The organism is Kitasatospora sp. NPDC092948 (genome assembly GCF_044754805.1).
Classification (GTDB): domain Bacteria; phylum Actinomycetota; class Actinomycetes; order Streptomycetales; family Streptomycetaceae; genus Kitasatospora.
Genome location: NZ_JBIVPU010000002.1, coordinates 525014 through 551456 on the forward strand (window position 1 = coordinate 525014; position 26443 = coordinate 551456).

The window sequence follows — 26443 nt, forward strand, 5'->3', positions numbered from 1 at the left end:
GGCTGCTCAACCATGGGTGCCTACACGCTGCCTGACCTGCCCTACGACTACTCCGCCCTGGAGCGGGCGATGTCCGCCGAAATCCTGGAGCTCCACCACTCCAAGCACCACCAGGCGTACGTCAACGGCGCCAACCTGACGTTGGAACAGCTCTCCGAGGCCCGCGACAAGGAGCAGTTCGGCTCGCTGGTCGGCCTGCAGAAGACCCTCGCCTTCAACCTGTCCGGCCACGTCCTGCACTCGCTGTTCTGGCAGAACCTCTCCCCCGAGGGCGGCGACCGCCCGGACGGCGCCCTCGCCGACGCCATCACCGAGCACTTCGGCACCTTCGAGGCGTTCAAGCAGCAGCTCACCACCGCCACCGTCGGCGTCCAGGGCTCCGGCTGGGGCATCCTCTCCTGGGAGCCGCTCGGCAAGCGCCTGATCGTCGAGCAGGTCTACGACCACCACGGCAACGTCGGCCAGGGCACCGTGCCGCTGCTGGCCTTCGACGCCTGGGAGCACGCGTACTACCTCCAGTACAAGAACGTCCGCCCCGACTACGTCACCCGCCTGTGGGACGTCGTCAACTGGCAGGACGTCACCACCCGCTTCACCGCCGCCACTTCCGCCTGACGGCACCGGCCGCCGGGGCCCCGCGCGCGGCGGGGCCCCGGCACGGCCGTCCCGTTCGGGCCCACTAACGTGGGCCCATGGACGCGGCACAGGAGTTCGAGACCCACCGGCCGCGGCTGTTCTCGCTCGCGTACCGGATGCTCGGGTCCGCCGCCGAAGCCGAGGACGCCGTGCAGGACGCCTACCTGCGCTGGCACGGCGCACTGCCCGGGCAGATCGAGACACCCGGGGCGTGGCTGAACAAGGTCCTCACCAACCTGTGCCTGAACCGGCTCACCTCCGCCCGGGCCCGGCGCGAGGAGTACCCGGGCAGCTGGCTGCCCGAACCGGTCGCCACCGGCGACGGCGCCCTCGGACCGATGGAACACGCCGAGCAGCGCGAGGCGGTGTCCTTCGCGGTCCTCACCCTGATGGAGCGACTCACCCCGCCCGAGCGCGCCGCGGTGGTGCTGCGCGACGCGTTCGCCTACAGCCACCGCGAGATCGCCGGCGTGCTGGACTGCTCCGAACCCGCCGCCCGCCAGCTCTACCACCGCGGCCACCGGCACCTGACCGACGAGACCCCGCACCCCGCACCCGACCCGGCCCAGAACGCCGCCCTGCTGCAACGCTTCCTCTCCGCCGCCGCCGACGGCGCACTCGACCGGCTGGAACAGCTCCTCGCCGAACAGGTCGTGGTGTGGGCGGACGGCGGCGGCAAGGTCCGCTCCGCGCTGCGCCCGGTGGCCGGCCGCAACAACGCCGCCCGCTTCCTCGCCGGACTGTTCGCCCGCTTCACCGACGGCGTCCGGTTCGAGGCCGCCGAGGCCAACGGCCTTCCCGCGGTACTCGGCTGGGAGGGCGACCGGCTCACCTCGCTGGGCGCGATCGACGTCGGCCCGGACGGCGTCACCACCGTCCGGATCCTGCGCAACCCCGACAAACTCGCCCACTTCGCGGCCCGCCACCGCCCGCTGTCACAGAACGCCTGACTGCCCGGTTCCTTCCTCGACAGACCCCTCGACAGGCCTCTCCGGGAAGGAACCGACCCCCATGGACGACCGCACCCTGCTGGTGACCGGCGCGACCGGCGTACTCGGCCGAGAAGTTCTGCGCCGGGCGCACGAAACCGGCCTCACCGTCCGCGCCCTGACCCGCCGCACCACCCCGCCGGGCGTCCCCGGCGCGGGCGCCACCGACTGGCACACCGGCGACCTCCTCGCCGACACCGGCCTGGACGCCGCGCTGCGCGGCGTCGACACGGTGATCCACTGCGCCAGCGACCCGCGCCACCCCAAGGACGACCTGCCGGCCTTCCGCCACCTGCTCGACGCGGCGCGCCGGGCCGGCGTCCGGCACCTCGTCAACATCTCCATCGTCGGCATCGACAAGGTCCCGACGGCGTACTTCCGCGCCAAGCTGGAAGTCGAGCAGCTGCTCGCCGAGTCCGGCCTCGGCTGGACCAACCTGCGGGCCACCCAGTTCCCGGTGTTCCTCGAAGGCATGCTCACCGCCCTCGCCAAGCTGCCCGTCCTCCCCATGCTCGCCGACACCCCGTGCCAGCCCGTCCACCCCGCCGAGGTCGCCGACCGCCTGGTCACCCTCGCCCTCGGCCAACCCGCCGGCCACGCACCGGACTTCGGCGGCCCCGAGATCCACCCCGCCACCGAACTCGCCGCCAGCTGGCTCCGTGCCACCCACCCCCGCCGACACCGCGTCCTCCCCCTCCGCCTCCCCGGCCGCCTCGCCACCGCCCTCCGCCAGGGCCACCTCACCACCCCCGCCCACCCCGACGGCACCGCCACCTGGTCCGACTTCCTCACCACCCGCCGCACCTGACCCCCACCCCTCGAGGCCCACCACACCCGACACACCGCCTCGCCCGCGAACTCCCCCGCCGGAAAGGGCTGCAGAGAAGGGGCTGCACGCAAAAACCCCAGGCCGAGAAATCGACCTGGGGTTCCGATGGAGCCGCCTATGGGATTCGAACCCATGACCTACGCATTACGAGTGCGTTGCTCTGGCCAACTGAGCTAAGGCGGCACCGCTGCCGGGGGAAACCGGGCTGGTGGGCCCAGGGTCGCATCGGCAACGCGGGTCAGTCTACACAGTTTTCGGGGGTGATCCGTACGCGGTGGCGGAGGCCGGCCGGTCAGGCGGAGGAGACGGCGAGTTTGGCTGCGAAGCCGGCGAAGAGGACGGCTACGGAGGAGGTGAGGCCGGCGGAGAGGCGCTTGCGGCGGCGGAAGGCGTTGGCGAGCGAGGTGCCGGCGAAGATCAGGAGGGAGAGGTAGAGGAAGGAGAAGGTCTGCAGGACGCCGCCGAGGAGGGCGAAGGAGAGGGCGGGGGCGCTGTAGGAGGCGTCCACGAACTGGGTGAAGAAGGAGAGGAGGAAGAGGATGGCCTTGGGGTTGAGCAGGCTGATGACCAGCGCGCGGCGGAACGGGCGCTCGGTGTCCTGCTCGGTCGGGGCGTCGGCGGGGGCGGTGGCGACCGCCCGTTCGCGCCACATCTGCCGGGCGGCGCGCAGCATGCCGACGCCTATCCACAGCAGGTAGGCCGCGCCGCCGAACTTGACCACGGCGAAGACGGCCGGGTTGGCGCGCAGCAGGGAGGCCGCGCCGAGGGAGGTGAGGCTGATCAGGGTGAGGTCGCCGAGGAAGACGCCGCAGGCCGCGCGGTAGCCGGTGCGGATGCCCTTGCGGGCGGCGACGGAGAGCACGTAGAGGGAGTTCGGTCCGGGCAGCAGGACGATGACCAGCGCGCCGAGGACGTAGGTGGTGAGGTCGTGGACGCCGAGCACGACGGTCTCCAAGGGTCCGGGAGGCAGGAACGCCGAAGGGGCTGCGCCATGGTAGCGCCAGCCCCTTCAGGTATGAACACTCCTGACATGAGCGTCCGTCATTCGGACAGCAGTCGGGGTCAGTCCTTGCAGACCTTCCCGTTGTCGGGCGCCGCCCCGCTGAGCAGGTAGTGGTTCACCGCGTCGTCGATGCAGGTGTTGTGGCGTCCGTACGCGGTGTGCCCGTCACCCTCGTAGGTGAGCAGTCGCCCGGACTCCAGCTGCCCGGCCAGGGACTTGGCCCAGGCGTAGGGGGTGGCGGGGTCCCGGGTGGTGCCGACCACCACGATCGGGTCGGCGCCCGCCGCGCGGACGGTGTGCGGGGCGCCGGTGGCCTTGACCGGCCAGTACGCGCAGCCGAGCGCCATCCAGGCCATGTCGCGGCCGAAGTGCGGCGCGGCCTTCTCGAACGCCGGGATCGCGGCCGTGACCGCCGCCGGGTCGGTGAACGAGGCCGGCAGGTCGAGGCAGTTGACGGCCATGTTGGCGTACATCAGGTTCTCGTAGCTGCCGTCGGCGGAACGCCCGTAGTACTCGTCGGCGAGCTGCAGCAGCCCGCTGCCGCTGCCGCCCTGGGCACTGGCCAGCGCGGCGCGCAGGTGCGGCCACAGGGCCTCGGTGTACATCGCCTCGGCGACGCCGGTGAGCGCCTGGGCCTCGGTGAGCGGACGGTCGGTGCCGGTGGGCATCGGCTGCGCGTCGAGCTGCTTGAACAGGGCGGTGAGTTTGTCGCCGGCCTCCTGCTCGGTGCGGCCGACCGGGCAGTCGTCGCGCTTGACGCAGTCCTTGGCGAACGCCGTCCACGCGGTCTCGAAGCCGCCGGCCTGGGTCATGTTGCCGGTGACGGCGTCCAGCGACGGGTCCATCGCGCCGTCCAGCACCACCTTGCCGACCTTGCTCGGGAACAGTCCGGCGTACGTCGCGCCGAGGAAGGTGCCGTACGACTTGCCGACGTAGTTGAGCTTCTGGTCGCCGACCAGCGCCCGCAGCATGTCCATGTCCCGGGCCGCTTCCACGGTGGAGACGTGGCCGAGCAGCTCGCCCGCCCGGGCCGAGCAGCCCGCCGCGAACTCCTTGTCGACGGCCACCAGGGCGTCGATCTCGGACTGGTCGTCGGGGGTGATGTCGGCGGCCGAGTAGGCGTCCATCCGGTCGCCCGTCAGGCAGGTGATCGGCGCGGACTTGCCGACGCCGCGCGGGTCGAAGCCGACCAGGTCGTAGCTGGAGCGCACCCCGCCGTCGTAGCGCGACGCGACGCTCTGCACGTACTCGATCGCCGAGCCGCCGGGGCCGCCCGGGTTGAGCAGCAGCGAGCCCAGCCGGTGCGCCTGGTCGGCGGCGGGCTTGCGGACCGCGGACAGCTCGATGTCGTGGCCGTCGCCGGGGTGGGCGTAGTCCAGCGGCACCTTGAAGGTGGCGCACTCGAAGTCCGTGCTGCACGCCTTCCAGCTCAGCTGCTGCGCGTAGTAGGAGGCGAGCCCGGCCGGCAGTTCGGTGGGCAGCGGCTCCAACGGGGTGGCGCCGTTCGCGGGGACCGGCGCGTGGCTGTCCGCCGGGCTGCCGGTCGGGCCGCCCGCCGTGGGCGCCGAGTGGCCCGAGCAGCCCGCCAGCAGCAGAGACGCGGCGGCGGCCAGCGCGGCGACGGACAGGTACCGGCGGGGCCGGGCGACTCTCATGAACGTGGGTCCTCTCCCCTGGGGACGGGCCGGCCCACCGGCCGGCCGCCCGGCCGTCGCCGGGAGATCGAGCCTAGCCGCCGGGAGGCCCCCCGCCCGGCGACCACGACGGCCGCGCCCGGGCCCCGTGGCGGCAGGCCGCCGCACCCGGACGCCACCCCCTTAGGCCGATCATCACACCGCAGACCGCCCGAGGAGCCCACCGCGCAACAGCCTCGCCCAGGACGTCCCACGGCCGCTCAGGGCTTCGACAGCTGCTCCGTCAGGTACTGCATCGCCACCCGAACCAGCCGCAGCTGTTCCCGGTCCGCCGAGTAGTCCTGCACGAGGTCGGAGATCCGCACCTCCGCCCGCGCCCCGGCGTCCCGCAGCGCCGTCTGCACCTCCCGGGCGGAGGCCAGCCCGTCCGCGTCCCGCTTCGCTGCGGCCAGCAGCAGCCGCACCGGCGCCCCGGCAGGCGCCTCGCCGGCGGCCGCCGCCAGCGCCCGCCCGTCGTACCGGCCGGACACCGCCGCGGCCGCCCCGTACAGGTCGGGCCTGGTCAGCCCGGCCGCGGCCGCGCACGGGGCGCCGCCGTCCACGCCGAGCGCAGCCCAGCCGTCGGGGCCGGCGGGACGGGTGCGGAAGACCGCGCCGACGGCCGCGCGCAGCACCTGGTCGTCCGCGACGGCCTGCGGGGCGGCGGTCACCAGGTCGCAGGGGTGGCCGGTGCCGCTCGGTGCCTCGGGGGCGACCAGCACGAACGGGCGGGCCTTGCCGAGCTCGACGGCCGACGCCGCACCGTCGAACACGCCCGGCAGGTCCTGGTCGGCGGTCCGCCCGGCCGACCCGGAGTGCACCACGACCACCGGGAACCGGGCCGCCGGCTCCTGCTGGTACTCGGCGGGCAGCCACACCCGCACCGCGCGCGGCCGCCCGTCCGGACCGGGCACCTCGCCCTGCAGCAACTCGCCACCCGCCGGACGGCTCACGTTGCTGAACAGCACCTCCATCGGCGGCGCGGGCGCGGCGACCGGAGCCGGCCGCTCCCCGCCGACCGCCGCCACCTCCTGCCGTGCCGCCACGGCCGGCCGCACCGTCACCCGGCCGGACCGCCCGCCCAGCAGCACCGCCACCCCGAGCGCGCTCACGCACATCAGGCACAGCGCCGCCGCCCCGGCCCGGACCAGCACCGGACGCGCCTCCGCCGCCAGCTCGTACGTCTGGGCGGCCCGCAGGTCCCGCCAACGCACCATCGCCGACCGGGCCAGCCAACTGCCCGCCGCCGCAGCCACCAGCAACAACAGGACGAGCAGCGATCGGGGCATGGGGAACGCACCACCTCGGGGAAGGACCGGCCGGACGCGAGCGCGTGGCCAGTGCACAGGGTGCAAGACCACGCGGCCCAGGGCCGCCGCGCGGTACGGGCGTCTCCCCACCTTCACTCGAACGAGCTAACGACCACCGGGCCCGAAAGCCTTCAGCCGCGACCTGGCCGGACGGGCGACCCGCACAGCCGATCTGCATGACCGACCCACGAAGCCGCCCCGCACGGGCGACCCGCACGGCCGATCTGCATGACCGACCCACGAAGCCGCCCCACGAAGCCGCCCCGCACAGCCGACGGATCAGCCCGCCCGCAGCGCCACCGTCATCGCCTCGACCGCCAGCAGCGGGTCCACGTTCCGGTCCAGCGCCCGCCGGCAGGCCAGCACCGCCTCGATCCGGCGCAGCGTGTTCTCCGCCGCACCCTCGCCCGCCACGCGCTGCACGGCCGTCCGCTGGTCCTCGTTGGCCAGCGCCCCGCCCGCGCCCAGCTGGATCGCCAGCACGTCGCGGTAGAAGCCCAGCAGGTCGCCGAGCGCCACGTTCAGCGTCTCCCGGCGGGTCCGCGTCGCCCGGCTCTTCTGCCGCTTCTCCAGTTCCTTCACCGCGCCCGCCATGCCGCGCGGCGCCCGGCTGCCCTCGGACGCGCCGTACGCGGCCCGCAGGTCGTCGGTCTCCTTGGCGTCCTGGGTCTCGGCCAGCGCCTCGGCATCGGCCTTCGCGGTGTCGACGAGCCGCTGTGCGGCGGCCAGGCAGCCGCCCAGGTCCGCGACCTCCAGCGGGATCCGCAGTACCTCGGCGCGGCGGGCCCGGGCCTCGTCGTCCACCGCGAGCCGCCGGGACCGGTCGATGTCGCCCTGCCCGGCCAGCGCGGCCAGCCGGGCCGCCTCGGGATCCACCCCGTCGCGCCGGACCAGCATGTCGGCGACCGCTTCCGCGGGGGGCGTGCGCAGCACCAGCAGGCGGCAGCGCGAGCGGATGGTCGGCAGCACGTCCTGCACGGACGGCGCGCACAGCAGCCACACCGTCCGCGGCGAGGGCTCCTCGACGCCCTTCAGCAGCGCGTTCGCGGCCGCCTCGGTGAGGCGGTGCGCGGCGTCCACCAGGATCACCGACCAGCGGCCGCCGGTCGGGTAGCTCGATGCCCGCAGCACCAGGTCGCGCATGTCGCCGACGCCGATCGACAGGCCGTCGGTGCGCACCTGCTTGACGTCGGCGTGGCTGCCGGAGAGCACGGTGTGGCAGCCGTCGCAGAATCCGCAGCCGGGCGTCCCGCCCAGGTCCAGGTCCGGGCTGGTGCACTGGAGCGCCGCCGCGAAGGCGCGGGCCGCCGTCACCTGCCCCGCACCGGGCGGGCCGGTGAACAGCCAGGCGTGCGTCATCAGCGAGGCGTTGCCCTCGGGGGCCTCCCCGCGGCCCGCCAGCACGGCGGCCCGGGCTGCCCGTGCGGCCGCCTGCAACTGTTCGACCACCCGGTCCTGTCCGACCAGGTCGTCCCACACACTCACGCCGCGCTCCTCCTCGCCCTCACCGACCCGACGAGCCTAACGCCGGACGGCGACAGCCCGGCCCGCACCGGCCGTCCGGTCCACATCAGCTGTCCGGTCCGCATCACAGCGGCCAGGCCAGGCCCGGCCAGGCCCGGCCCGGCCCGGCCCGGACGGCGACCGACCGACCGGACCCGATGTCGACAGCCCGGACGGCAGAAGGCCCGGGCTGTCCAGTGACAGCCCGGGCCGTTGCGCGACTGCGGCATCTCGCCGGCGGTCAGTCCGGCAGTCAGTCCTTGCGGCGGCGCCAGCCCCGCTTCGGCTGCTGGTCCTGCTCCGGCTCGGGGCCCTCGGCCTCCCAGCGGGCCCACTCCTCACGGGAGCCGAGCAGGCTGTCGGTCAGGCTGGGCAGGTCGTCGAGCGGGGTCTCCTCCGCCCAGTCCGGCCGGGGACGCAGCTCGCGGGTGCGCGAGGAGTCGTCCTCGTCACGGAACAGTCCGGGCGGCACCTGCTTGGCCTCGGGCTTGGACTCCGGCGCGGGCTTGGAGTTGGGCGCGGGCGCGGGCTTGGACTCCGGCTTGGGGTTGGGCGCGGGCGCGGGCTTGGACGCAGGCGCGGGCCTGGACGCGGGCGCGGACCTGGGCCCCGGCTCGGCCTTGGGCAGCACCGCGGTCTCGGCGTCCTCGACCTTCGGCAGCACGGCCGTCTCGTCGAGCACCGGCTTCGGCAGCTCCCGGGTGGTCTCGCTGTCCGACTCGGCCGCCGGCTCCTCGACCTTCGGCAGCAGCGCGGTCCGCTCGGCCTCCGCCTCGGCCTCGGCGGCCTTCCGGGCGGCCTCCGCCCGCTGCAGCGCCTCCTCGGCACGCCGCCGCTGTTCCTCGCGCTGCAGGTCGCGCTGGCGCTGGAGCTCGACGCGGGCGGCCTCCTCCGCGGCGGCCTTGCGGGCGGCGGCGGCCTCGGCGGCGAGGCGGGCCTGCTCGGCGGCCTGCCGCTTGGCCTCCTCCTCGGCCCTGCGGACGGCTTCCGCCTCGGCGGCGAGGCGGGCTTCCTCGGCGGCCTTGCGTTCCTGCTCGGCCTTGACCCGGGCAGCTTCCTCGGCGGCCAGGCGGTCCCTCTCGGCCTGCTCGGCGCGGAGCTCCTCCAGCAGCGCGAGCCGCTTGCGCTCGGCCTCCTCGGCGGCCTTGCGGGCGGCCTCGGCCTCGGCGGCGCGCCGCGCGGCCTCCTCGCGGGCCTTGCGCTCCTGCTCGGCCTTGGCGACCTTCTCCTGGTCGGAGAGCGGCAGCTCGCGGTCGAGCCGGTGACGGACGGCGGTGGTGACGACGGCGGGCGCCTGGCTGCCGTCGACGACCAGGTAGCGGGCCGGGTCGGCGGCGGCCAGCGCGAGGAACCCGGAGCGGACCCGCTGGTGGAACTCGGTGGGCTCGGACTCCAGCCGGTCCAGCGCCTCGGTGAAACGATCCCGCGCGGCGGTCGGGTCGACGTCGAGGACGACGGTCAGGTCGGGCACCAGCCCGCCGGTGGCCCAGCGGGAGATCCGGGCGACCTCGGTGGCCGCCAGGTCGCGGCCGGCGCCCTGGTACGCGATGGAGGAGTCCATGTAGCGGTCGGTGATGACCACGGCCCCGCGCTCCAGGGCGGGCCGGATGACGTTCTCGACGTGTTCGGCCCGGTCGGCGGCGTAGATCAGCGCCTCGGCGCGGTGCGACAGGCCGGTGTTGCCGACGTCCAGGACGAGGGCGCGCAGGCGCTGTCCGATCGGGGAGCCGCCGGGTTCGCGGGTGACGACGACCTCGTGGCCCTTGGCGCGGATCCATTCGGCGAGGGCCTGTGCCTGGGTGGACTTGCCGGCGCCGTCGCCGCCCTCCAGAGCGATGAAGTAGCCCTTGCCGGCCACCCGGTGCGGCGCGGCCCCGGCGTCGCCGCGCACCGCCTGGACGAGCTCACGGCCGAACGGGACCACGCCGCGCTGGTCGTCGGTCTTCAGCAGGACGACGGCGGCGAGCACCAGGGTGAGCAGTCCGGCGGTGGAGACGGCGAGCGCGGCGCCGCCGTGGATGAAGGTGAAGCTGCCGGTGCCGACGTGGCCGAGCGAGACCTCGCCGTAGCCGGCGGCCAGCAGCGGGACGCCGACCAGCGCGACGGCGACGACCACCCGCAGCACGGCGTACAGGTGCTCGGTGACCTTGCCGAGGCGGATCTCCTCGATCTCCTGGGCGAGCAGTCCGCGTCCGGTGGCGATGACCACGCCGGCGGCGAGGCCGGCCAGCACGGTGAGCAGCAGCACCAGGACGAAGTCGAGGACCAGTCCGGCGAGGATCAGCGCGACGCCGGCGGTGACCAGGCCGAGGGCGAGCAGTCGGCGGCGGGACAGGCCGGGCAGGGTGGCGCGGCTGAGCCGGATGCCGACGGCGGGCGCGCCGGCGGCGGCGAGCACCAGCAGGCCGTAGCCGATCGGGCCGGCCAGATGTTCGGTGGCGGTGAGCAGTCCGAGCGCGGCGACGCCGGCCATCGAGGCGTAGGCGGCGGCGATCGAGAAGGTGAAGTACGGGGCGGAGCCGGTGCGGCCCTTCTTCAGGGACGGGCCGGGCGTCGCGTCGGTGGGGGCGCGCAGACCCTGAAGGGGGGAGTGCGGCGGGGTCTTCACGCCGGCGGGCAGCTCCTGGAAGTACAGCAGTGCGGCGTTGACGACGAACAGCGCGGCGGCGCCGAGCGCGGCGGCGGTGAGCTGGTGGTCGCGCAGCCAGTGCAGGCCGAGCGCGGCCAGCACGTTGTTGACCAGCGTGAAGCCGACCAGTCCGGCGGCGGCCAGCGGCAGCGCGGCCCAGCCGGTGCGCAGGTCGAGGGTGCGGACGGCGTCCAGCGAGGCGGCGGACGGCGGGCCGACCTGTTCGGGGACGGCCAGCAGCGCGGGAACGGCGGCGGACTTGCCGACGGTCCAGACCCGTTCGGCGGCGCCGGCCAGGAACCCCGAGCCGAGCAGCAGCCAGGTGGCGGAGCCGGGCGACCAGACCACCCACCAGGGGGCGAGGCCGATCAGCACAGCCCGGACCAGGTCCGCGCCGAGCAGGCTCCACCGGCGGTCGATCAGGCCGCCGACCAGGGCGTGCACCGGGCCGAGCAGGGCCGCCCCGAACAGGCCGAAGGCCAGCAGCCGGGCCGCGAACAGGGCGGCGACGGCCAGCGCCAGCGACCGGTAGCCGTGCCCGAACTGTCCGCCGAGCACGGCGGCGACCACGGTGAGCGGGACGAGCACCAGGACCGACAGCCGGTCGGCGGCGCCGCCGAGCAGCTGGGTCGTCCAGAGTTTCCGGTAGGGCCGCAGCCGGAGCAGCGCACGGGCCCGTTCACCCGGCGTCCCCGCTGGGGCGACCTCGGGGAGGCCGCTGGCGGCAGCGCGTGCGGTCGGGGGCTGCTCCTCGCTCGTCATACGGTCAGCGTAGCGAGTGCACGGGCCCGACCTTAACGGGCCCGCCCGGATTCGAACAGGCCCGTTACGCAGCGTCCGTCAGCTCTCCTCGGATGTGTTCTCGGCGCTCGCGGACTTCTTGGCCGCCGTCTTCTTGGCGGTGGTCTTCTTGGCCGCTGCGGTCTTGGTCGCCGTGGTCTTGGCCGCCGCGGTCTTCTTGGCCGCCGTCTTCTTGGCCGCGGTGGTCTTCTTGGCGGCCGTGGCGGTCTTCTTCGCGGGGGCCTTCTTGGCGGCCTTCTTCACCGGCCCGCGGGCGCGCTTGTCCGCGAGCAGCTCGAACGCCCGCTCCGGGGTGATGGTCTCCACGTCGTCGTCCTTGCGGAGCGTCGCGTTGGTCTCCCCGTCGGTGACGTACGGGCCGAACCGGCCGTCCTTCACCACCACCGGCTTCTCGCTGACCGGGTCGTTGCCGAGCTCCTTCAGCGGCGGGGCGGCGGCGGCCCGGCCGCGCTGCTTGGGCTGGGCGTAGATGGCCAGCGCCTCGTCCAGGGTGATGGAGAGCAGCTGGTCCTCGCTGGTCAGCGAACGCGAGTCGGTGCCGCGCTTGAGGTACGGGCCGTAGCGGCCGTTCTGCGCGGTGATCTCGTTGCCCTCGGGGTCGGTGCCGACCACCCGGGGCAGCGAGAGCAGCCGCAGCGCGTCCTCCAGCGTGACGGTGTCCAGGTCCATGGACTTGAACAGCGAGGCGGTGCGCGGCTTGACGGCGTTCTTGCCGGTCTTCGGGGTGCCCTCGGGAAGCACCTCGGTGACGTACGGGCCGAACCGGCCGGCCTTGGCGACCAGCGGGTTGCCGCTGATCGGGTCGGTGCCGAGCTCGCGCGCGCCGCTGGGCTGGGCGAACAGCTCCTCGGCGAGTTCGACGGTCAGCTCGTCCGGCGGCAGCTCGGCGGGAACGTCGGCACGCTGCTCGGGCTCGCCCTCGACGGCGGCCGGGCGCGTCACGTACGGACCGAACTTGCCGACCCGGAGCACGATGCCGTCGCCGATCGGGAACGAGCTGATCTCCCGGGCGTCGATCGCGCCGAGGTCGGTGACCAGTTCCTTCAGGCCGCCGAGGTGGTCGCCGTCGCCGTTGCCCGCGTCGACCGCGCCGCCGGCGGCGGCCCCGGTGGCCTCGCCCGCGCCGAAGTAGAAGCGCTTCAGCCACGGCACGGACTCGGCCTGGCCGGCCGCGATCCGGTCGAGGTCGTCCTCCATCTTCGCGGTGAAGTCATAATCGACCAGCCGGCCGAAGTGCTTCTCCAGCAGGTTGACCACGGCGAAGGAGAGGAACGAGGGCACCAGGGCGGTGCCCTTCTTGAACACGTACTTGCGGTTGATGATCGTGTCGATGATCGACGCGTACGTGGACGGGCGGCCGATCTCGCGGTCTTCCAGCTCCTTGACCAGCGAGGCCTCGGTGTAGCGGGCCGGCGGCTTGGTGGCGTGGCCCTCGGGGGTGAGCCGCTCGGCGGCCAGCGGGTCGCCCTCGGCGACCTGCGGCAGGCGGCGCTCACGGTCGTCGAGCTCGGCGTTCGGGTCGTCGGCGCCCTCGACGTAGGCCTTCAGGAAGCCGTGGAAGGTGATGATCTTGCCGGAGGCGGAGAACTCGGCGTCCCGGCCGTCGGCGGACCGGCCGCCGACCTTGACGGTGACGGACTGGCCGACCGCGTCCTTCATCTGGGAGGCGACGGTGCGCATCCAGATCAGCTCGTACAGCCGGAAGTCGTCGCCGGACAGCCCGGTCTCGGCGGGCGTGCGGAACCGGTCGCCGGACGGGCGGATCGCCTCGTGCGCCTCCTGCGCGTTCTTCACCTTGGAGGTGTAGGTGCGCGGCGCGTCCGGCAGGTAGTCGGCCCCGTACAGCTGGGTGACCTGCGCGCGGGCCGCGGTGACCGCGGTCTCCGACAGCGTGGTCGAGTCGGTACGCATATAGGTGATGAAGCCGTTCTCGTACAGCTTCTGCGCGACCTGCATGGTCCGCTTGGCGCCGAAGCCCAGCTTGCGGCTGGCCTCCTGCTGCAGCGTGGTGGTGCGGAACGGCGCGTACGGGGAGCGGCGGTACGGCTTGGACTCGACGCTGCGGACGCTGAACGCGGTCTGCTCCAGCGCGGCGGCCAGCGTACGGGCGGCCTGCTCGTCCAGGTGCAGGGTGTTCGCGGCGGACTTCAGCCGGCCGTCGGTGCCGAAGTCCCGGCCGGTGGCGACCCGCTTGCCGTCGACCGAGATCAGCCGGGCGCCGAAGTTCTCCGGGTTGGCGGCGTCGGCCGAGCTGCGGCCGGTGCCGAAGGTGCCGACCAGGTCCCAGTACGACGCGGAGGTGAAGGCGATCCGCTCGCGCTCGCGCTCGACCACCAGGCGGGTGGCGACCGACTGGACACGGCCCGCCGACAGCTTCGGCATGACCTTCTTCCACAGCACCGGGGAGACCTCGTAGCCGTAGAGGCGGTCCAGGATGCGGCGGGTCTCCTGCGCGTCGACCAGGCGCTTGTTCAGGTCGCGCGGGTTGCGCACGGCCTCCTGGATGGCGTCCTTGGTGATCTCGTGGAAGACCATCCGGTGCACCGGCACCTTGGGCTTCAGCACCTCCTGCAGGTGCCAGGCGATGGCCTCGCCCTCGCGGTCCTCATCGGTGGCCAGGAAGAGCTCGTCGGACTCCTTGAGCAGCGACTTCAGCTTGGTGACCTGGGACTTCTTGTCCGGGTTGACCACGTAGATCGGTGCGAAGTCGTGATCCACGTCGACCCCGAGGCGACGCACCTCGCCGGTGTACTCGTCCGGAACCTCGGCGGCCGTGCCGGGCAGGTCGCGGATGTGACCGACACTGGCCTCGACGATGTAGCCGGGCCCGAGGTAGCCCTTGATCGTCTTGGCCTTGGCCGGCGACTCGACGATGACGAGTCGCTTGCCGTGCGCGGTCTCGCTGCTCGGGGACACCTTCGCTCTTCTCTCCCGGTCGTTACCAAAGCTCCTGGGCAGTCGCACCAGCGACGGTCCCACCAGCGGAGTGTGACCGTACCCTGGCCACCCTTGTCAAACGGACGGATGCCGCTTTTTCACCGGCAAGGCCGACCGACGCCACTCGAACGGTAACCCGATGGCCGGTCCCGGGGCATGTCTTTCCCGGCCAAGCAAGGCTTCCGCCGCAAGCGGACCATGCCCTCCCCGGGCAGCCCGGCCGGGTTCGTCCGGGCCCCGGACACCGCGGAGAGCAGGCCGGACGACGGCCGGGAGCCGGAGCGGAACAGTGCGCTCCGTAATCGGACGAGGCCGTCGCCGAGAGGCGGCCACGGCCGGTCGGCGCGGGGCCTGGCGGGCGGGCGGGGCGAGTCAGGACCGGATCCGGTCCGTACGGCGCGAGGTTCGCCCAGAGCTGGACCGTCCCACCCGAGTTCAGCCCTGCGCGAGTTCGGCCTGCGCGAGTTCAGCCCTGCGTGGGTCCGCTCAGCGCAGGGCGAGCGCGAGCAGGGTCAGGCCGCCCGCCAGTGCCGAGGTGCCGAGCAGCGCCCAGAACAGGTCCGCGGGCAGCGAGGGCAGCTCCTCGTGCGCGGCCAGCACCACCCGGTCCGGCCGCCGCGGGTCGTAGGCGACCTGGACGGCCGCACCGGAGGCCAGCCGCGGCGGGCGGCGCAGCGGGGTGTGGCCGCGCGGGCGGGACAGCACCAGGCGGCCCGCCGGGTCGGGGCGCAGCTCGTGGACGGTGCCGTAGCCGGCGTCGGCGGGGCCGCCGGGGGTGTCCACCTGGTAGGAGAGCAGCGGGCTGCTGTCCATCGCGTCGGCGCGGTCCTGGTCGGTGATCACCTGGGCGGTGGCGGGCACGCCGTGCCGGCGCAGACGGTGGCGCAGGCGCAGTTCCACGGCGCACCACAGGAGCAGCGCGCTCCCGAAGGCCACCAGGACCGCCCCGCCCACCAGCGTCGTCGGCGTCTCCACCCGGTCCTCCCCCGCACTGCCCACAGCCTGTGGACAGCACCCTGGCAGTCGGTGGACAACCCGCGGCGGACAACCGGCGTCCGACCGGCCACGCCCGGGGAACGCCCGGGTGAACGCGACCGCCGGACGGTCCGGCACCCGGGTGTTCAACGCGGCCGGGCCGCGAAGGTCACCCGGGTGAACCGACTGGTCCGTCCACCCACCGGGTGATCAATGTCACCGCCGGGACGGCGCCGGCGACCGCTGTTCCGAGGCGGCCGAATCAGCGGACCGGTTCGATGAATCCCTGCTCCGTAAGCAGCCGCAGGGACTCGGGCACCCGGGCCCGCAGCTGCGCCGCGTCCTCGCCGAGCAGCTGGGCGATCGCGTCCACGATCTCCCCGGCGGCCAGCGTGCCGTCGCAGACGCCGACGAAGCCCGCGCCGACGGTGTCCACCTTGGTGGCGCGCCGCATGCCCCGGTTGTGGCGGAGCACCACGTGCTCGGGGTCCTCGGAGCCGGGTGCGCCGATCTGCTCCTGCACCACCTCGTCGGCGAGCAGGTAGCGGGCGGCCAGCAGGCCGGCGTCGTCGTGGCCGCGCAGGAAGTCCTGGCGGGCGAACCACTCCTCGATGTGCGGGCCGAGCGGCTGCTCCACGGGGTGCGGCCACTCCTCGATCCGCACCACCGGATCGGCCGCGCCGGACGCCCGCAGGGTGATCCAGCCGAAGCCGATGCCCTCCACCCCGGCCGACTCGAAGCTGTCCAGCCACTCCTCGTACCGGGCCCGGTACTCGACGCCGCGGTGGTCGCCGCCGTCGCGCAGCCACAGCTCGGCGTACTGGGCGATGTCCTGCACCTCGCGCTGCACCACCCAGGCGTCCAGGCCGGTGCCGGCCACCCAGCCGGCCAGCCGCTCGTGCCAGTCCTCGCCCTTGACGTGCTGCCAGTTCGCCAGCAGCTGGCAGTAGCCGCCGGGCTCCAGGTGGGCGGCGGCGCCGCGCACCACGCTGCGGCACAGGTCGTCGCCGGCCATCCCGCCGTCCCGGTAGGTGAACCGGCCGGCCGGGGAGATCACGAACGGCGGGTTGGAGACGATCAGGTCGAAGCGCCGCTCGCCGATCGGCTCGTACAGGCTGCCCTCGGCGGTGGTGACGTTGTCGAAACCGGACAGCGCGGCGGTCAGTCGGGTGAAGTGCAGGGCGCGCGCGTTGAGGTCGGTCGCGGTGACCCGCTGGGCGTGCCGGGCCGCGTGCAGCGCCTGCACACCGGAACCGGAGCCCAGATCCAGCACCTCGCGGACCGGGCGACGCACCGTCAGGTTGGCCAGCGTGGTGGACGCGCCGCCCACCCCGAGCACCAGGTCGCGCCGCTCGATGCCGGCCGCCGTCCGCCCGGAGCCGATGCCGCCCGCGCCCCCGACGGCGCAGCCGAGGTCGGACACCACCCAGGCGTCCGCGCTGGGCAGCCCGGCCACCTCGTCGGCGTACGGCCGCACGTCGACGGTGGCGCGCAGTTCGGCGCCGTCGCGCACCAGCCAGCCGTCCGCCAGCAGGCCCTCGACGGGCAGGGCCGCCGCGGCGGCGGCCTCCGACACCGGCTGCTGCAGCAGGAACAGCCGCACCAGGGTCTCCAGCGGCGAGCCGCCGCGGGTCGCCCGCAGCGCCGGAACGGCCTCGCTGCGGGCAAGCGCCGCGTACGCGGACGGGCCGAGCAGGTCGAGCAATCCGTCAGCGGTGAAGGAGGCCTTCAGCAGCGCCTCCCGCAGTTCCGCCGTCCGGCCGGAATCAAGAACGGGGCTGTTCGTCACCCCGCCATTCTCCCCCGCCGACCGGCCCGGCCCGGCCACCGCACCCGGCGACGGGCCGACAGGTCGTCAGCTCTTGTTCGGGGACGGCGATGCGGCGGCCTGGTCGGGCGCGCCGGAGGCCGGGGTGCCGTTGCCGCCGGGCGAGGCGGCAGCATCCGGGGAGGCCCCGGCGGACGGGTCGGTGCCGGCGGACGGGTCGGCACTGCCCGACGGATCGGCCGCGGGCGCCCCGGCGGGCGCCGCCTTGCAGCCGGGCTGCTTCTTGATCGCGGCACCGAGGTCGCCGCTCTGCAGGGTGGCGAGCGCGCCGGTGGAGACCTGGGACAGCTGCTGGACCTGGTCGCCGACGCTGCGCAGGCCGTCCGCGAACTTGGCCTGATCGGCGTTGGTCAGCCCGTCCAGCTTCTTCTGCGCGTCCAGGTAGCCCTGCGCGACCTGCTTCAGCTCGTTGACAGCGCCCTGCTGGATCTTCGCCCCGTCGGTGATCTTCGGCACACCGGCCTTGTCCACCGCGTCCGCCAGCTGCTGATTGGTGGTGGCCAGCGCGGCCAGGTCGGCGGACAGCCGCTTCTGCAGGTCGACGGGCGACTCGCCCTCCTTGACGTTCCCGGTGTCGGCGAGCGCCGTCCGGGACTGCGCGATCGGGTCCCGCGCGGCATCGCAGACGTTCTTCGCCCAGCCGTCGAGCTTCGCCGAGTCGTCGGCGGAACAGCCGACGGCGGCGAGCGCGAGCAGCGCGCCGAGCGCGGAGACGGTGACCAGTCGCTTATTCACCGGGGCCCTTTCGGTCGCTGACACCCGGTCCCGGGCATCGACCAGCGAACCTACACGGCCACCCGCCCCCGCCCACCGGGAAGGCCACAGCCACCGGCATCCGCCCAGCTCGGCTGGGGTCGGCACGGCCCGGGCCCGCAGGGGGCGTGCGGAAGCCGCAGGAAGCCACGGCGAAGGGGCTCGCCTGCCGGTGGAAGCCGGGACGCGGTCACCGTAGCCGGACAGGGCCCGCCGGCGTGCGGCCGGGCATGACGGCTCACGGTACGAGTCCGCACGGGCCCGCGGGACTCAGGCGGGCGATTCAGGCCGTCGTGCCGGCGGTGAAGGGCTCAGTCGTCGTCGGAAGCCGGGGCGACCGCCCAGCTCATCCGGATCACGCCGCCGTCCGCGCCGTTGCCGACCTCGACGTCCTCGACCAGGCCGGTGATGACCGCCAGGCCGAGCGCGTCCTCGTCCTCCGGACCGCCGGCCGCGCCGCCGGCGGCCTGCGCCGGGCCGGCCTCGTCGGCGACCTCGATGAGAAAACGCTTCTCCTGCTCGGTCAGTGCGACCCGGACCGCACCGTCCACGCCGTTGCGCTGGTGCAGCGCGACCGCGCGGGAGCAGGCCTCGCCCACGGCGAGCCGCAACTCGTCGAGCACCGACTCGTCCACCCCGGCGCGTCTGGCCACTGCGGCGGCCACCAGCCGGGCCGTGCGGACGTGCTCGGGCAGTGCGCTGAATCGAAGTTCGACGGTTGCCATGTCTCCCCTCCGGGGTTGCTCCCCGCCGCCGGGCACACCGGCCCGCACGGCAGGGGCGGGAACACCGACCACGCCGGCCGGGCAGGGCTCAGCGCCCGGCCGACCGGCGGCGGTCGATCGAGAAGATTCGGTCGGAACAGCAGACCGACGGAACGTCAGTCGGTCGCCGCGACGGCGTCGTCCACCGAGTTGTGAATCGGGAACACCTTGGTCAGACCGGTGATCCGGAAGATCTTCAGGATGCGCTCCTGGTTGCACACCAGTCGCAGCGAACCCTCGTGCGCACGCACCCGCTTCAGGCCGCCGACCAGCACACCGAGGCCGGTGGAGTCGAGGAAGTCCACGCCCTCCATGTCCACGACCAAGTGGTAGTTGCCGTCGTTGACGAGCTCGACAAGCTGCTCGCGCAGCTTGGGGGCGGTGTACACATCGATCTCGCCGCCAACCTCGACGACCGTGCGATCGCCGACAGTACGGGTCGACAGGGACAGGTCCACGGAACCTCCAGCACCTTGCCTTGCTACGTCATTGCGATCTTCAGCCCACCGGCTGCGACCACATGGTCGCAGACCCAGGGCGCGGCAAACCGTCAGGTCGGAGCCTCGGTGTTGCGGCCCTCGGCCGTGCGGCCGTCACGGGCTTCATTCAACCACTTGCGACCATGGACGCACGATGGTTAACAGCGATTCTCCGTCACGCCGGTGACACACTGGGTCTTCATGCCGCCCCGTCACCACCAGCCCGAGGCCCTGCTCGCGACGCTTTCCAGCGAGCGCGGCAGGTCGGATCGCCTCACCCATACGGAGCAATTGCCCGCGCGGGAGGCACGCTACGCCCCTTGGCCGGAAGGAATCCGTCAGGAGGTGGTCGCGGCCGCCGCCGAGCTCGGCGTGCTGCTGCCGTGGGCGCATCAGGCGGAGGCCATGGACCTGGCAGCGGCCGGGCGGACCACGGTGATCGCGACCGGCACCGCCTCGGGCAAGTCGCTGGGCTATTTGGCCCCGGTGCTGAGCGATCTGCTGACCGGCACCGAGGCCCGCAACGGCCGCGGCGCCACCGCGCTGTACCTCGCCCCGACCAAGGCGCTGGCCGCCGACCAGCGCCGGCGCGCCGCCGAACTCGTCCCCGACCGGGTCCGGGTGGCGCTCTACGACGGCGACACGCCGCCGCAGGAGCGCGAGTGGGTCAGGCAGTACGCGTCGTACGTGCTGACCAACCCCGACATGCTGCACCGGGGCATACTCCCCGCCCACCCGCGCTGGTCGTCCTTCCTGAAGGCGCTGAAGTACGTGGTGATCGACGAGTGCCACACCTACCGGGGGGTGTTCGGCTCGCACGTCGCCCAGGTGCTGCGGCGGCTGCGGCGGCTGTGCGCCCGCTATGGCTCGTCGCCGACCTTCCTGTTGGCCTCCGCCACCACCGCCGAGCCGGCCGTCACCGCGCAGCGGCTCACCGGCCTGCCCGCCACCGCCGTCACCGAGGACTGCTCGCCCCGCGGGCCGCTGGTGTTCGCGCTGTGGGAGCCGCCGCTGACCGAGAACGTCGGCGAGCACGGCGCGCCCGTCCGCCGCTCCGCCACGGCCGAGGCCGGCTACCTGCTCACCGACCTGGTCCACGACGGCACCCGGACCGTGGTCTTCGTCCGCTCCCGCCGGGCCGCCGAACTGGTCGCCCTCCAGGCCCAGGAGCAGCTCGGCCACCCGCTCGCCGCCCGGGTCGCCGCTTACCGCGGCGGCTACCTGGCCGAGGAGCGCCGCGCCCTGGAGCGCGACCTGCACACCGGCCGACTGCTCGGCCTGGCCTCCACCTCCGCACTGGAACTCGGCGTGGACGTCTCCGGCCTCGACGCCGTCCTGCTGGCGGGCTACCCCGGCACCCGGGCCTCGCTCTGGCAGCAGGCCGGCCGCGCCGGACGCGAGGGCCAGGGCGCGCTGGCGGTGCTGATCGCCCGCGACGACCCGTTGGACACCTACCTCGTCCACCACCCCGACGCACTGTTCGCCACTCCGGTGGAGGCCACCGTCCTCGACCCCGACAACCCGCACGTACTCGCCCCGCACCTGTGCGCCGCCGCTGCCGAACTGCCGCTCACCGACGCCGACCTGGAGCTCTTCGGCCCGTCCAGCGAACCCCTGCTCCCGCTGCTGGAACGACGCGGGCTGCTGCGCCGCCGGACCGACGGCTCCTGGTACTGGACCCGTCGGGAGCGCGCCGTGGACGGCGTCGACCTGCGCGGCAGCGGCGGCAGCCCCGTGCAGATCGTCGAGGCGGACACCGGCCGACTGCTCGGCACCGTGGACGCCGAGGCCGCGCACACCACCGTGCACACCGGCGCCGTCCACCTGCACCAGGGGCGCACCTACCTGGTCCGTGAGTTCGACCTGGAGTCCTCGGTCGCGTTGGTCTCCCCCGCGAATCCGCCCTACACCACCTCCGCGCGGGACATCACCTCGATCTCGATCCTGTCCACCGACACCACCGAGGAGTGGGGCGAGGCCCGGCTCAGCTTCGGCTCGGTGGAGGTGGTCAACCAGGTCGTCGGCTATCTGCGCAAGCGGATCTCCACCGGCGAGATCCTCGGCGAGAGCAAGCTCGACCTGCCACCCCGCACCCTGCGCACCCGGGCCGTCTGGTGGTCCGTCACCGAGGACCAACTCCTCGACGCGACCATCCCGTTCGACCAGCTCCCCGGCGCGGCCCACGCCGCCGAACACGCCTCGATCGGCCTCCTTCCGCTGTTCGCCACCTGCGATCGCTGGGACATCGGCGGCGTCTCCGTCCCGCTGCACCCCGACACCGGGCTGCCCACCGTCTTCGTCTACGACGGCCACTCCGGCGGCGCGGGCTTCGCCGAGCGCGGCTTCCGCCGGGCCGTGGAGTGGCTGACCGCGACCCGGGACGCCATCGCCGCCTGCGAGTGCGACCGCGGCTGCCCGTCCTGCGTCCAGTCCCCCAAGTGCGGCAACGGCAACGAGCCGCTCGACAAGGCCGCCGCGATCCGCCTCCTCACCGTCCTCCTCGCCAACGCCCCCGGCGACCCGGGCACCGCCGACCCCGACGACTCCGACGACTCCGCGAGCGACGCGACCGGTTGACGGTGCGTCGGCTTCTCCGGCGCCTTCGCCCCAGGCCCACAACGGGCCCGCCCGGGACCGGGCTCGGGCCGGCCCGAGCGGGACGGGCAGGCCGCGAATCGGGACCTGGACGACCACCTCCACGGCGTCCTGGTCCGACAGAACGCGGCAGGAGACCAGCTCGGCCCGTTCCTGAGCCCGCGTCGACTCGGCTGCCCGGCCGCAGCCGCCGTCCGAGTCCAGCAGCAGCCGCCGAGCGGCGGCCAGCGCGGCCAGATCCGCCGACGACTCGGCCCGATGGCGGGCCACCACCATCTGCCCCACCATCAGGCAGGCCGAGAACACCACCACCCCCAACAGGCCGAGGGCGACCAGCCACACCGTCGCCGACCCGCCGTCGGGCGAGCCCGCCCAACGGCGCCGGGCCGCCCGATACAGCTTCTCCCGCACGGCGGTTACCTCCTCTCGGATCTCAGTTGTCGTCGGCCGCCACGTCCTCGCGGGCGCTCACCGCGGTGGCGGCGAGGCGGACCGACAGGACGGCAGCGAGGCGGCCGGGGCCCGGACAGGGGGCCTCGACGGTGACGCGGGCGGTGGTGGCGTCCAGGGCGACGGCGACCTTGGCGCCCGCCGGGGCGGCTGCGGCGGCGACCGCGGCGGCGTCGCCGTCCCCTCGGGCCGCGGCCCGGGCGCCGGCCCGGGCCGCGTCCACGCAGCGGATCTGGGCCCCGGCCGCGACCACGCCCCAGATCAGCATGGCCGCGAGCAGCACCAGGGCGGGCAGGGCCACCGCCGTCTCGGCGGTGACCATCCCCGAGTCCGACGACCCGCTGCGCCCGGCCCGGCGCTCACACCGCATGCAGGGCCCGGTCGAGGATCTCCGAGAGCGCGCCGGAGACCGTGCCACTGGTCACCACCTTGTAGAGCACCGCCGCGAAGGCACACGCCGCCACGGTGCCGATCGCGTACTCGGCGGTGCTCATTCCGGCGTCCGGCGGCCCCTCCGCCATCGTCCGCAACCGGTGGCGCAGCCAGTCGCCGAGCCTGCGAGTGGCGCGAACTGCGGAGGCCGGCCGGACCGGCAGGGAGAGAGTCATCATCGGTGAAATCCCTTCGTAGGAGTGGAAATTCGACAGGTGCGGCTCAGAGCCGCTGGGCGAAGGCGCCGGTCAGGCCCGTCACCACCGGCACGACGCCGATCAGCACGAACGCGGGCAGGAAGCAGAGCCCGAGCGGGGCGGTCGCCAGGACACCGGCCCGGCGAACCCTCATGTGCGCCGCCCGGGCGGCCGCCGCCCGCTGGGACTGGGCGAGGCCGGCGAGCGCGGTGGCCGGTGGCGCGCCGCTGAGGGTGGCGCGCACCAGGCAGCGGGCGAGCGGGACCATCGGCGGGCAGTCGGCGGCCAGTTGCTCCCAGCAGCGCTCCGGGGAGGCCCCGAGGGAGAGCTGGGCCGCGACGCCGAACAGACGGTCCCGCATCGGCGACGGCACGCTGTCCGCGACCGCGGAAGCCGCTCCGGCCGGGGAACCGCTCGACCCGAGGCAGGCCGCCAGCAGGTCGGCGGTCAGCGGCAGTTGACGGACCAGCCGATCCCGTTCCGCAGCCCGTCGGCGTTCGCCGGGCGACCGGACCCTGGGCAGCCACCGCCACCCCGCCCAGCCCACCACCGACCCGACCGCCAGGCCTGCCCGTCCGCCGACCAGGACGGCGGCGGACAGCCCGAGCAGCACGGCCACCGGCCGGTCGCCCCGCGCCCAGCGAATCGCCCGCCGTGAGGCCTCCCCGACCCGGGAGCCCCGGCCCACCCGCCTCGGCGCGGCCGCCAGCGCCGGGACGCAGCGCCCGGCCCTGCGCCGGGCCGCCCGTCCCCGCACCAACGCCAGTGCCTCGCCGACCAGCCCCGCAGCAGCCACCGGCACCAGGATCACCATGGCGTCCACCTCACCTCCATCGAAACCTCCATCGACTCGAACTCGCCCCGTTCGCCCCGCAGTCGGCGCGGCTCCCCCGCGCCGCCCGGTGGGTCGCCCCGGACCCGGACCGGCCCACCGCAGCCGTTCACTCCCATCGATCCGCCCGAACGGCCGGGTGACGCCCCGCCATGACCGGGGCGGCGATGGGCCACCGGCCCCGGCGGGTGCGGGAGATCCCGCACCCGGGCGGAGTCTCGGCACGGCCCGGGGCGGGGCCGGCCTCGTCGCGGGCCCGGCGCGGCCGAGCCGGGGCGTCCTCGGCCGCCCGGACGATCCGGGCGGTCCAGGCGATGCCGGCAGCCTCCAGGGCTGTCCCGGCGAGCAGGCTGAGCAGGCCGGCCGAGGTGTGCAGCAGGACCTGCGCGGGGTGGGCGCCGAGCGTGCCGCCCAGGCCCAGCCCCACGGCGGGCAAGGCGGCCAGCACGATCACGGTGGTGCGCGGACCTGCGAGTTCGCCCGCGATCTCCTCGGCGAGGGCCCGTTCGGCGCGCAGCGCGTCCGCTACCTGCTCCAGGCCGAACACCAGCCCGGTGCCGCTCTCGGTGCTGACCCGCCAGCAGGCCGCCACCGCCGCCGCGCCCTCTCCGCCCGGCAGTTCGGCCACCTGCCGGAGAGCGGCGGGCAGGTCCGCCCCGTAGCGGCCCGCCGCCAGCCGGGCGGTCGGCTCGGGGCCGAGCCGGCGGGCCCAGTCGGGAGCGGACCGGGAGACCACCGCGTGCATGGCCTGCTCGGGTGTCGCGCCGCTGCGCAGTTCGGCCGCCAGGCCGGCGCACAGGTCGATCACCGCGGCGGCCCGCTGCCGTGCCGCCCGGCCTGCGCTGTACCGGGCACGCCACCGGCGGAGCGGAATCACCGCGCAGGCCGCCCCGATCGGCGGTAGCACCGATGCGGTGCTCTGCCCGGCCGCCGCTCCGAGCGGGAGCAGCAGCAGTTCGGGCACCAGCCAGCGCGGTCGCCGCCGCTGCCACTCGGCCCGGACCCGGGCGACCCGACCGTCCGGCGCCCGATGCCCGTTCAGCAGGTTCCGCAGCCGCCCGTCACCGCGCTGTCGCCGCCGTGCGGCAGACAGCCAGGCCGCCCCGGACAGCGCCGCCGTGAGCCCGGCGACCGCGCCCGACAGCGGCGCCGCCCAGGCGACGCTCCCGGCTGGCACCATCGCCGCCACGACCTCGAATTCGCGTGCCATCACGACCTCCTGGCTTCGGAGCGCAGCAGCCGCCACGCCACCACCCCGATCACGCAGAGCGCGACCACCCACACCAGCTCGATCTGACGCAGCGTCACGACACCTCCACGCGGGGTTCGCAGGAGAGCGCGTCAACCGAACCGCCGTCCGGACCGGTCGAGTCGACCGAGTCGGCCGCCCCGGTCGGACCGGCCGCCCCGGCCGGAGCCGGCTCGGAGCGCGCCTCGGGATGCGGGGGCAGTTCGACGCCGCGTTCGGCGCAGAGTTCCCGCAGCCGGGCCCATCCGGGGCCGGGGCGGCTTCGGCCGTCGCGGTCGAATCGGACGGCGGGGGTGGTGGCGGTCAGTCCGTCCGGGTCGGCGACCAGCAGGTGCAGGCCGGTGACCCGGCGGCGGCCGTCGGCGCGGTCGCGGCCGAGGTGGACGACGGCGTCGAGCCCGGCCCGGAGCTGGCTGTGCAGCGACTGCCGGTCGAGTCCGGCGAGCGAGCCGAGGGCTTCCAGCCGGGCGGGCACGTCGGCTGCGGTGTTGGCGTGGACGGTGCCGCAGCCGCCCTCGTGGCCGGTGTTGAGGGCGGCCAGCAGGTCGACCACCTCCGCGCCGCGGACTTCGCCGACCACCAGCCGGTCCGGCCGCATCCGCAGCGCCTGCCGCACCAGGTCCCGCAGGGTGAGTTCGCCCAGCGACTCCTGGTTGGGCGGGCGCGACTGGAGCCGGACGACGTGCGGATGGTCCGGCCGGAGTTCGGCGGAGTCCTCGGTCAGCACGATGCGTTCGTTCACCGGAACCAGCCCGAGCAGCGCGGCGAGCAGGGTGGTCTTGCCGCTGCCGGTGCCACCGGAGATCAGCAGCGACAGGCGGGCGCGGAGTACGGCGGCCAGCAGGTCGGCGCCGGACGGCGGCAGGGCGCCGGCGGCCACCAGTTCGGCGAGGGTGAAGGGCGTATTGCGGCAGGTGCGCAGCGAGATGTGGGTGCAGTCGGCGGCGATCGGCGGGAGGACGGCGTGCAGCCGGGTGCCGTCCGCCAGCCGGGCGTCCACCCAGGGCCGGGCGTCGTCCAGGCGGCGTCCGGCGGCGGTGGCCAGCCGGTGGGCGAGCCGGCGGACGGCGTCGGTGTTCGGGAAGCGCACCTGGGTGGCGCGTTCCAGGCCCTTGCCGCGGTCGATCCAGATCTGGTCCGGCCCGTTGACCAGGACGTCGGTGACGCCGGGCTCGGCCAGCAGCGGGTCGAGCGGCCCGGCGCCGACGATCTCGGCGCGCAGGCTGCGGACGGTGTTGAGCAGGTCGGCCCCGCCGAGCGGCGGTCTGGCGGCGCGCAGCGCGGCGGCGACCGACCCCGTGGTGGGCGCCGCGCCCGTCTCGGCGAGCCGGAGCCGGACGGCGTCGACGAGTTCGGCCGCTCCGTCGGCGGGCGGGCCGCCCGGCGGACCGTCCCGTTCGGGTGCGGCCGGCTGCTGTCGGCGGACCAGGTAGCGCACCGGCGGCCCGGTGCGCGGTTCGGCTTCGGCCGGGGCGGCGTCCTCGGCGGGCCCCGGCGGGGCGCCGAGCAGGGCCCGGGCGCGGGGTACCGGGATGCGCCGGTGGGTGCGGGTGACCGGCTGCCGGGCGGGCCTCGGCCC

At 74.6% G+C, this 26443-nt stretch carries 20 protein-coding genes, 1 tRNA gene and 1 pseudogene; 4 read left to right on the forward strand and 18 right to left on the reverse strand.

What is annotated here, in order from left to right; translation table 11 throughout:
* Window positions 1-12: 12 nt before the first annotated feature.
* The 3 genes from ACIQF6_RS07140 to ACIQF6_RS07150 all read left to right on the forward strand — a co-directional run bounded on the left by ACIQF6_RS07140 (window position 13) and on the right by ACIQF6_RS07150 (window position 2433).
* Window positions 13-615, forward strand: coding sequence for a superoxide dismutase (locus tag ACIQF6_RS07140; protein WP_400891126.1), 603 nt, complete (start codon window positions 13-15; stop codon window positions 613-615).
* Between the two features lie 77 nt (window positions 616-692).
* Entirely contained in the window at window positions 693-1586 is an 894-nt protein-coding gene (locus tag ACIQF6_RS07145; protein ID WP_400891128.1) for an RNA polymerase sigma-70 factor, read from the forward strand.
* A 61-nt stretch (window positions 1587-1647) separates the two neighbouring features.
* Window positions 1648-2433 carry an SDR family oxidoreductase gene (locus ACIQF6_RS07150; protein ID WP_400891131.1) on the forward strand — a complete coding sequence of 262 codons (786 nt, stop codon included), beginning with the start codon at window positions 1648-1650 and terminating at the stop codon, window positions 2431-2433.
* A gap of 127 nt (window positions 2434-2560) precedes the next feature.
* Here the strand turns inward: ACIQF6_RS07150 and ACIQF6_RS07155 are convergent.
* From ACIQF6_RS07155 to bldG, 12 genes are all read right to left on the reverse strand, one after another.
* Window positions 2561-2637 (reverse strand) — tRNA-Thr (locus tag ACIQF6_RS07155).
* Between the two features lie 109 nt (window positions 2638-2746).
* Entirely contained in the window at window positions 2747-3397 is a 651-nt protein-coding gene (gene leuE / locus ACIQF6_RS07160; protein WP_400892170.1) for a leucine efflux protein LeuE, read from the reverse strand.
* A gap of 119 nt (window positions 3398-3516) precedes the next feature.
* On the reverse strand, window positions 3517-5112 hold the full coding sequence (locus ACIQF6_RS07165) for an alpha/beta hydrolase (protein WP_400891134.1): 1596 nt from the start codon (window positions 5110-5112) through the stop codon (window positions 3517-3519).
* Between the two features lie 239 nt (window positions 5113-5351).
* Window positions 5352-6419: a hypothetical protein gene (locus ACIQF6_RS07170; RefSeq protein ID WP_400891137.1), complete on the reverse strand. Its 1068-nt coding sequence runs from the start codon at window positions 6417-6419 to the stop codon at window positions 5352-5354.
* Window positions 6420-6719: 300 nt separating this feature from the next.
* Complete coding sequence (locus ACIQF6_RS07175) at window positions 6720-7925, reverse strand: DNA polymerase III subunit delta' (protein WP_400891139.1); 1206 nt, start codon at window positions 7923-7925, stop codon at window positions 6720-6722.
* A 271-nt stretch (window positions 7926-8196) separates the two neighbouring features.
* Complete coding sequence (gene tmk, locus ACIQF6_RS07180; protein ID WP_400891141.1) at window positions 8197-11334, reverse strand: dTMP kinase; 3138 nt, start codon at window positions 11332-11334, stop codon at window positions 8197-8199.
* A 78-nt stretch (window positions 11335-11412) separates the two neighbouring features.
* On the reverse strand, window positions 11413-14289 hold the full coding sequence (gene topA / locus ACIQF6_RS07185) for a type I DNA topoisomerase (RefSeq protein ID WP_400891143.1): 2877 nt from the start codon (window positions 14287-14289) through the stop codon (window positions 11413-11415).
* A gap of 507 nt (window positions 14290-14796) precedes the next feature.
* The gene (locus tag ACIQF6_RS07190) at window positions 14797-15285 is read right to left on the reverse strand and encodes a DUF3592 domain-containing protein (protein WP_400891145.1); all 489 of its coding nucleotides are present in this window, start codon (window positions 15283-15285) and stop codon (window positions 14797-14799) included.
* Between the two features lie 262 nt (window positions 15286-15547).
* The gene (locus tag ACIQF6_RS07195) at window positions 15548-17074 is read right to left on the reverse strand and encodes a methyltransferase (protein ID WP_400891148.1); all 1527 of its coding nucleotides are present in this window, start codon (window positions 17072-17074) and stop codon (window positions 15548-15550) included.
* 66 nt (window positions 17075-17140) lie between these two features.
* Entirely contained in the window at window positions 17141-17848 is a 708-nt protein-coding gene (locus ACIQF6_RS07200) for a small secreted protein (protein WP_400891150.1), read from the reverse strand.
* A gap of 329 nt (window positions 17849-18177) precedes the next feature.
* A complete protein-coding gene (locus ACIQF6_RS07205) occupies window positions 18178-18591 on the reverse strand; it encodes an ATP-binding protein (RefSeq protein WP_400891152.1) in 414 nt (137 codons plus the stop codon).
* A gap of 155 nt (window positions 18592-18746) precedes the next feature.
* Window positions 18747-19088, reverse strand: a complete 342-nt coding sequence (gene bldG / locus ACIQF6_RS07210) for an anti-sigma factor antagonist BldG (RefSeq protein ID WP_073807489.1) — start codon at window positions 19086-19088, stop codon at window positions 18747-18749.
* 222 nt (window positions 19089-19310) lie between these two features.
* Between bldG and ACIQF6_RS07215 the strand changes: the two genes are divergently transcribed.
* A complete protein-coding gene (locus ACIQF6_RS07215) occupies window positions 19311-21686 on the forward strand; it encodes a DEAD/DEAH box helicase (RefSeq protein ID WP_400891155.1) in 2376 nt (791 codons plus the stop codon).
* 102 nt (window positions 21687-21788) lie between these two features.
* On the opposite strand, the pseudogene ACIQF6_RS07220 reads toward ACIQF6_RS07215, so the two are convergent.
* The 6 genes and pseudogenes from ACIQF6_RS07220 to ACIQF6_RS07245 all read right to left on the reverse strand — a co-directional run.
* Window positions 21789-22115 (reverse strand): annotated as a pseudogene (locus ACIQF6_RS07220) (Rv3654c family TadE-like protein); the annotation flags it as partial.
* Window positions 22116-22137: 22 nt separating this feature from the next.
* Window positions 22138-22476, reverse strand: coding sequence for a TadE family type IV pilus minor pilin (locus ACIQF6_RS07225; protein WP_400891157.1), 339 nt, complete (start codon window positions 22474-22476; stop codon window positions 22138-22140).
* A gap of 37 nt (window positions 22477-22513) precedes the next feature.
* Entirely contained in the window at window positions 22514-22765 is a 252-nt protein-coding gene (locus ACIQF6_RS07230) for a DUF4244 domain-containing protein (RefSeq protein ID WP_400891159.1), read from the reverse strand.
* 43 nt (window positions 22766-22808) lie between these two features.
* Window positions 22809-23597, reverse strand: coding sequence for a type II secretion system F family protein (locus ACIQF6_RS07235; protein ID WP_400892172.1), 789 nt, complete (start codon window positions 23595-23597; stop codon window positions 22809-22811).
* A 127-nt stretch (window positions 23598-23724) separates the two neighbouring features.
* Entirely contained in the window at window positions 23725-24825 is a 1101-nt protein-coding gene (locus tag ACIQF6_RS07240; protein ID WP_400891161.1) for a type II secretion system F family protein, read from the reverse strand.
* A 94-nt stretch (window positions 24826-24919) separates the two neighbouring features.
* The gene (locus tag ACIQF6_RS07245; RefSeq protein WP_400892175.1) at window positions 24920-26293 is read right to left on the reverse strand and encodes a TadA family conjugal transfer-associated ATPase; all 1374 of its coding nucleotides are present in this window, start codon (window positions 26291-26293) and stop codon (window positions 24920-24922) included.
* Window positions 26294-26443 lie beyond the last annotated feature (150 nt).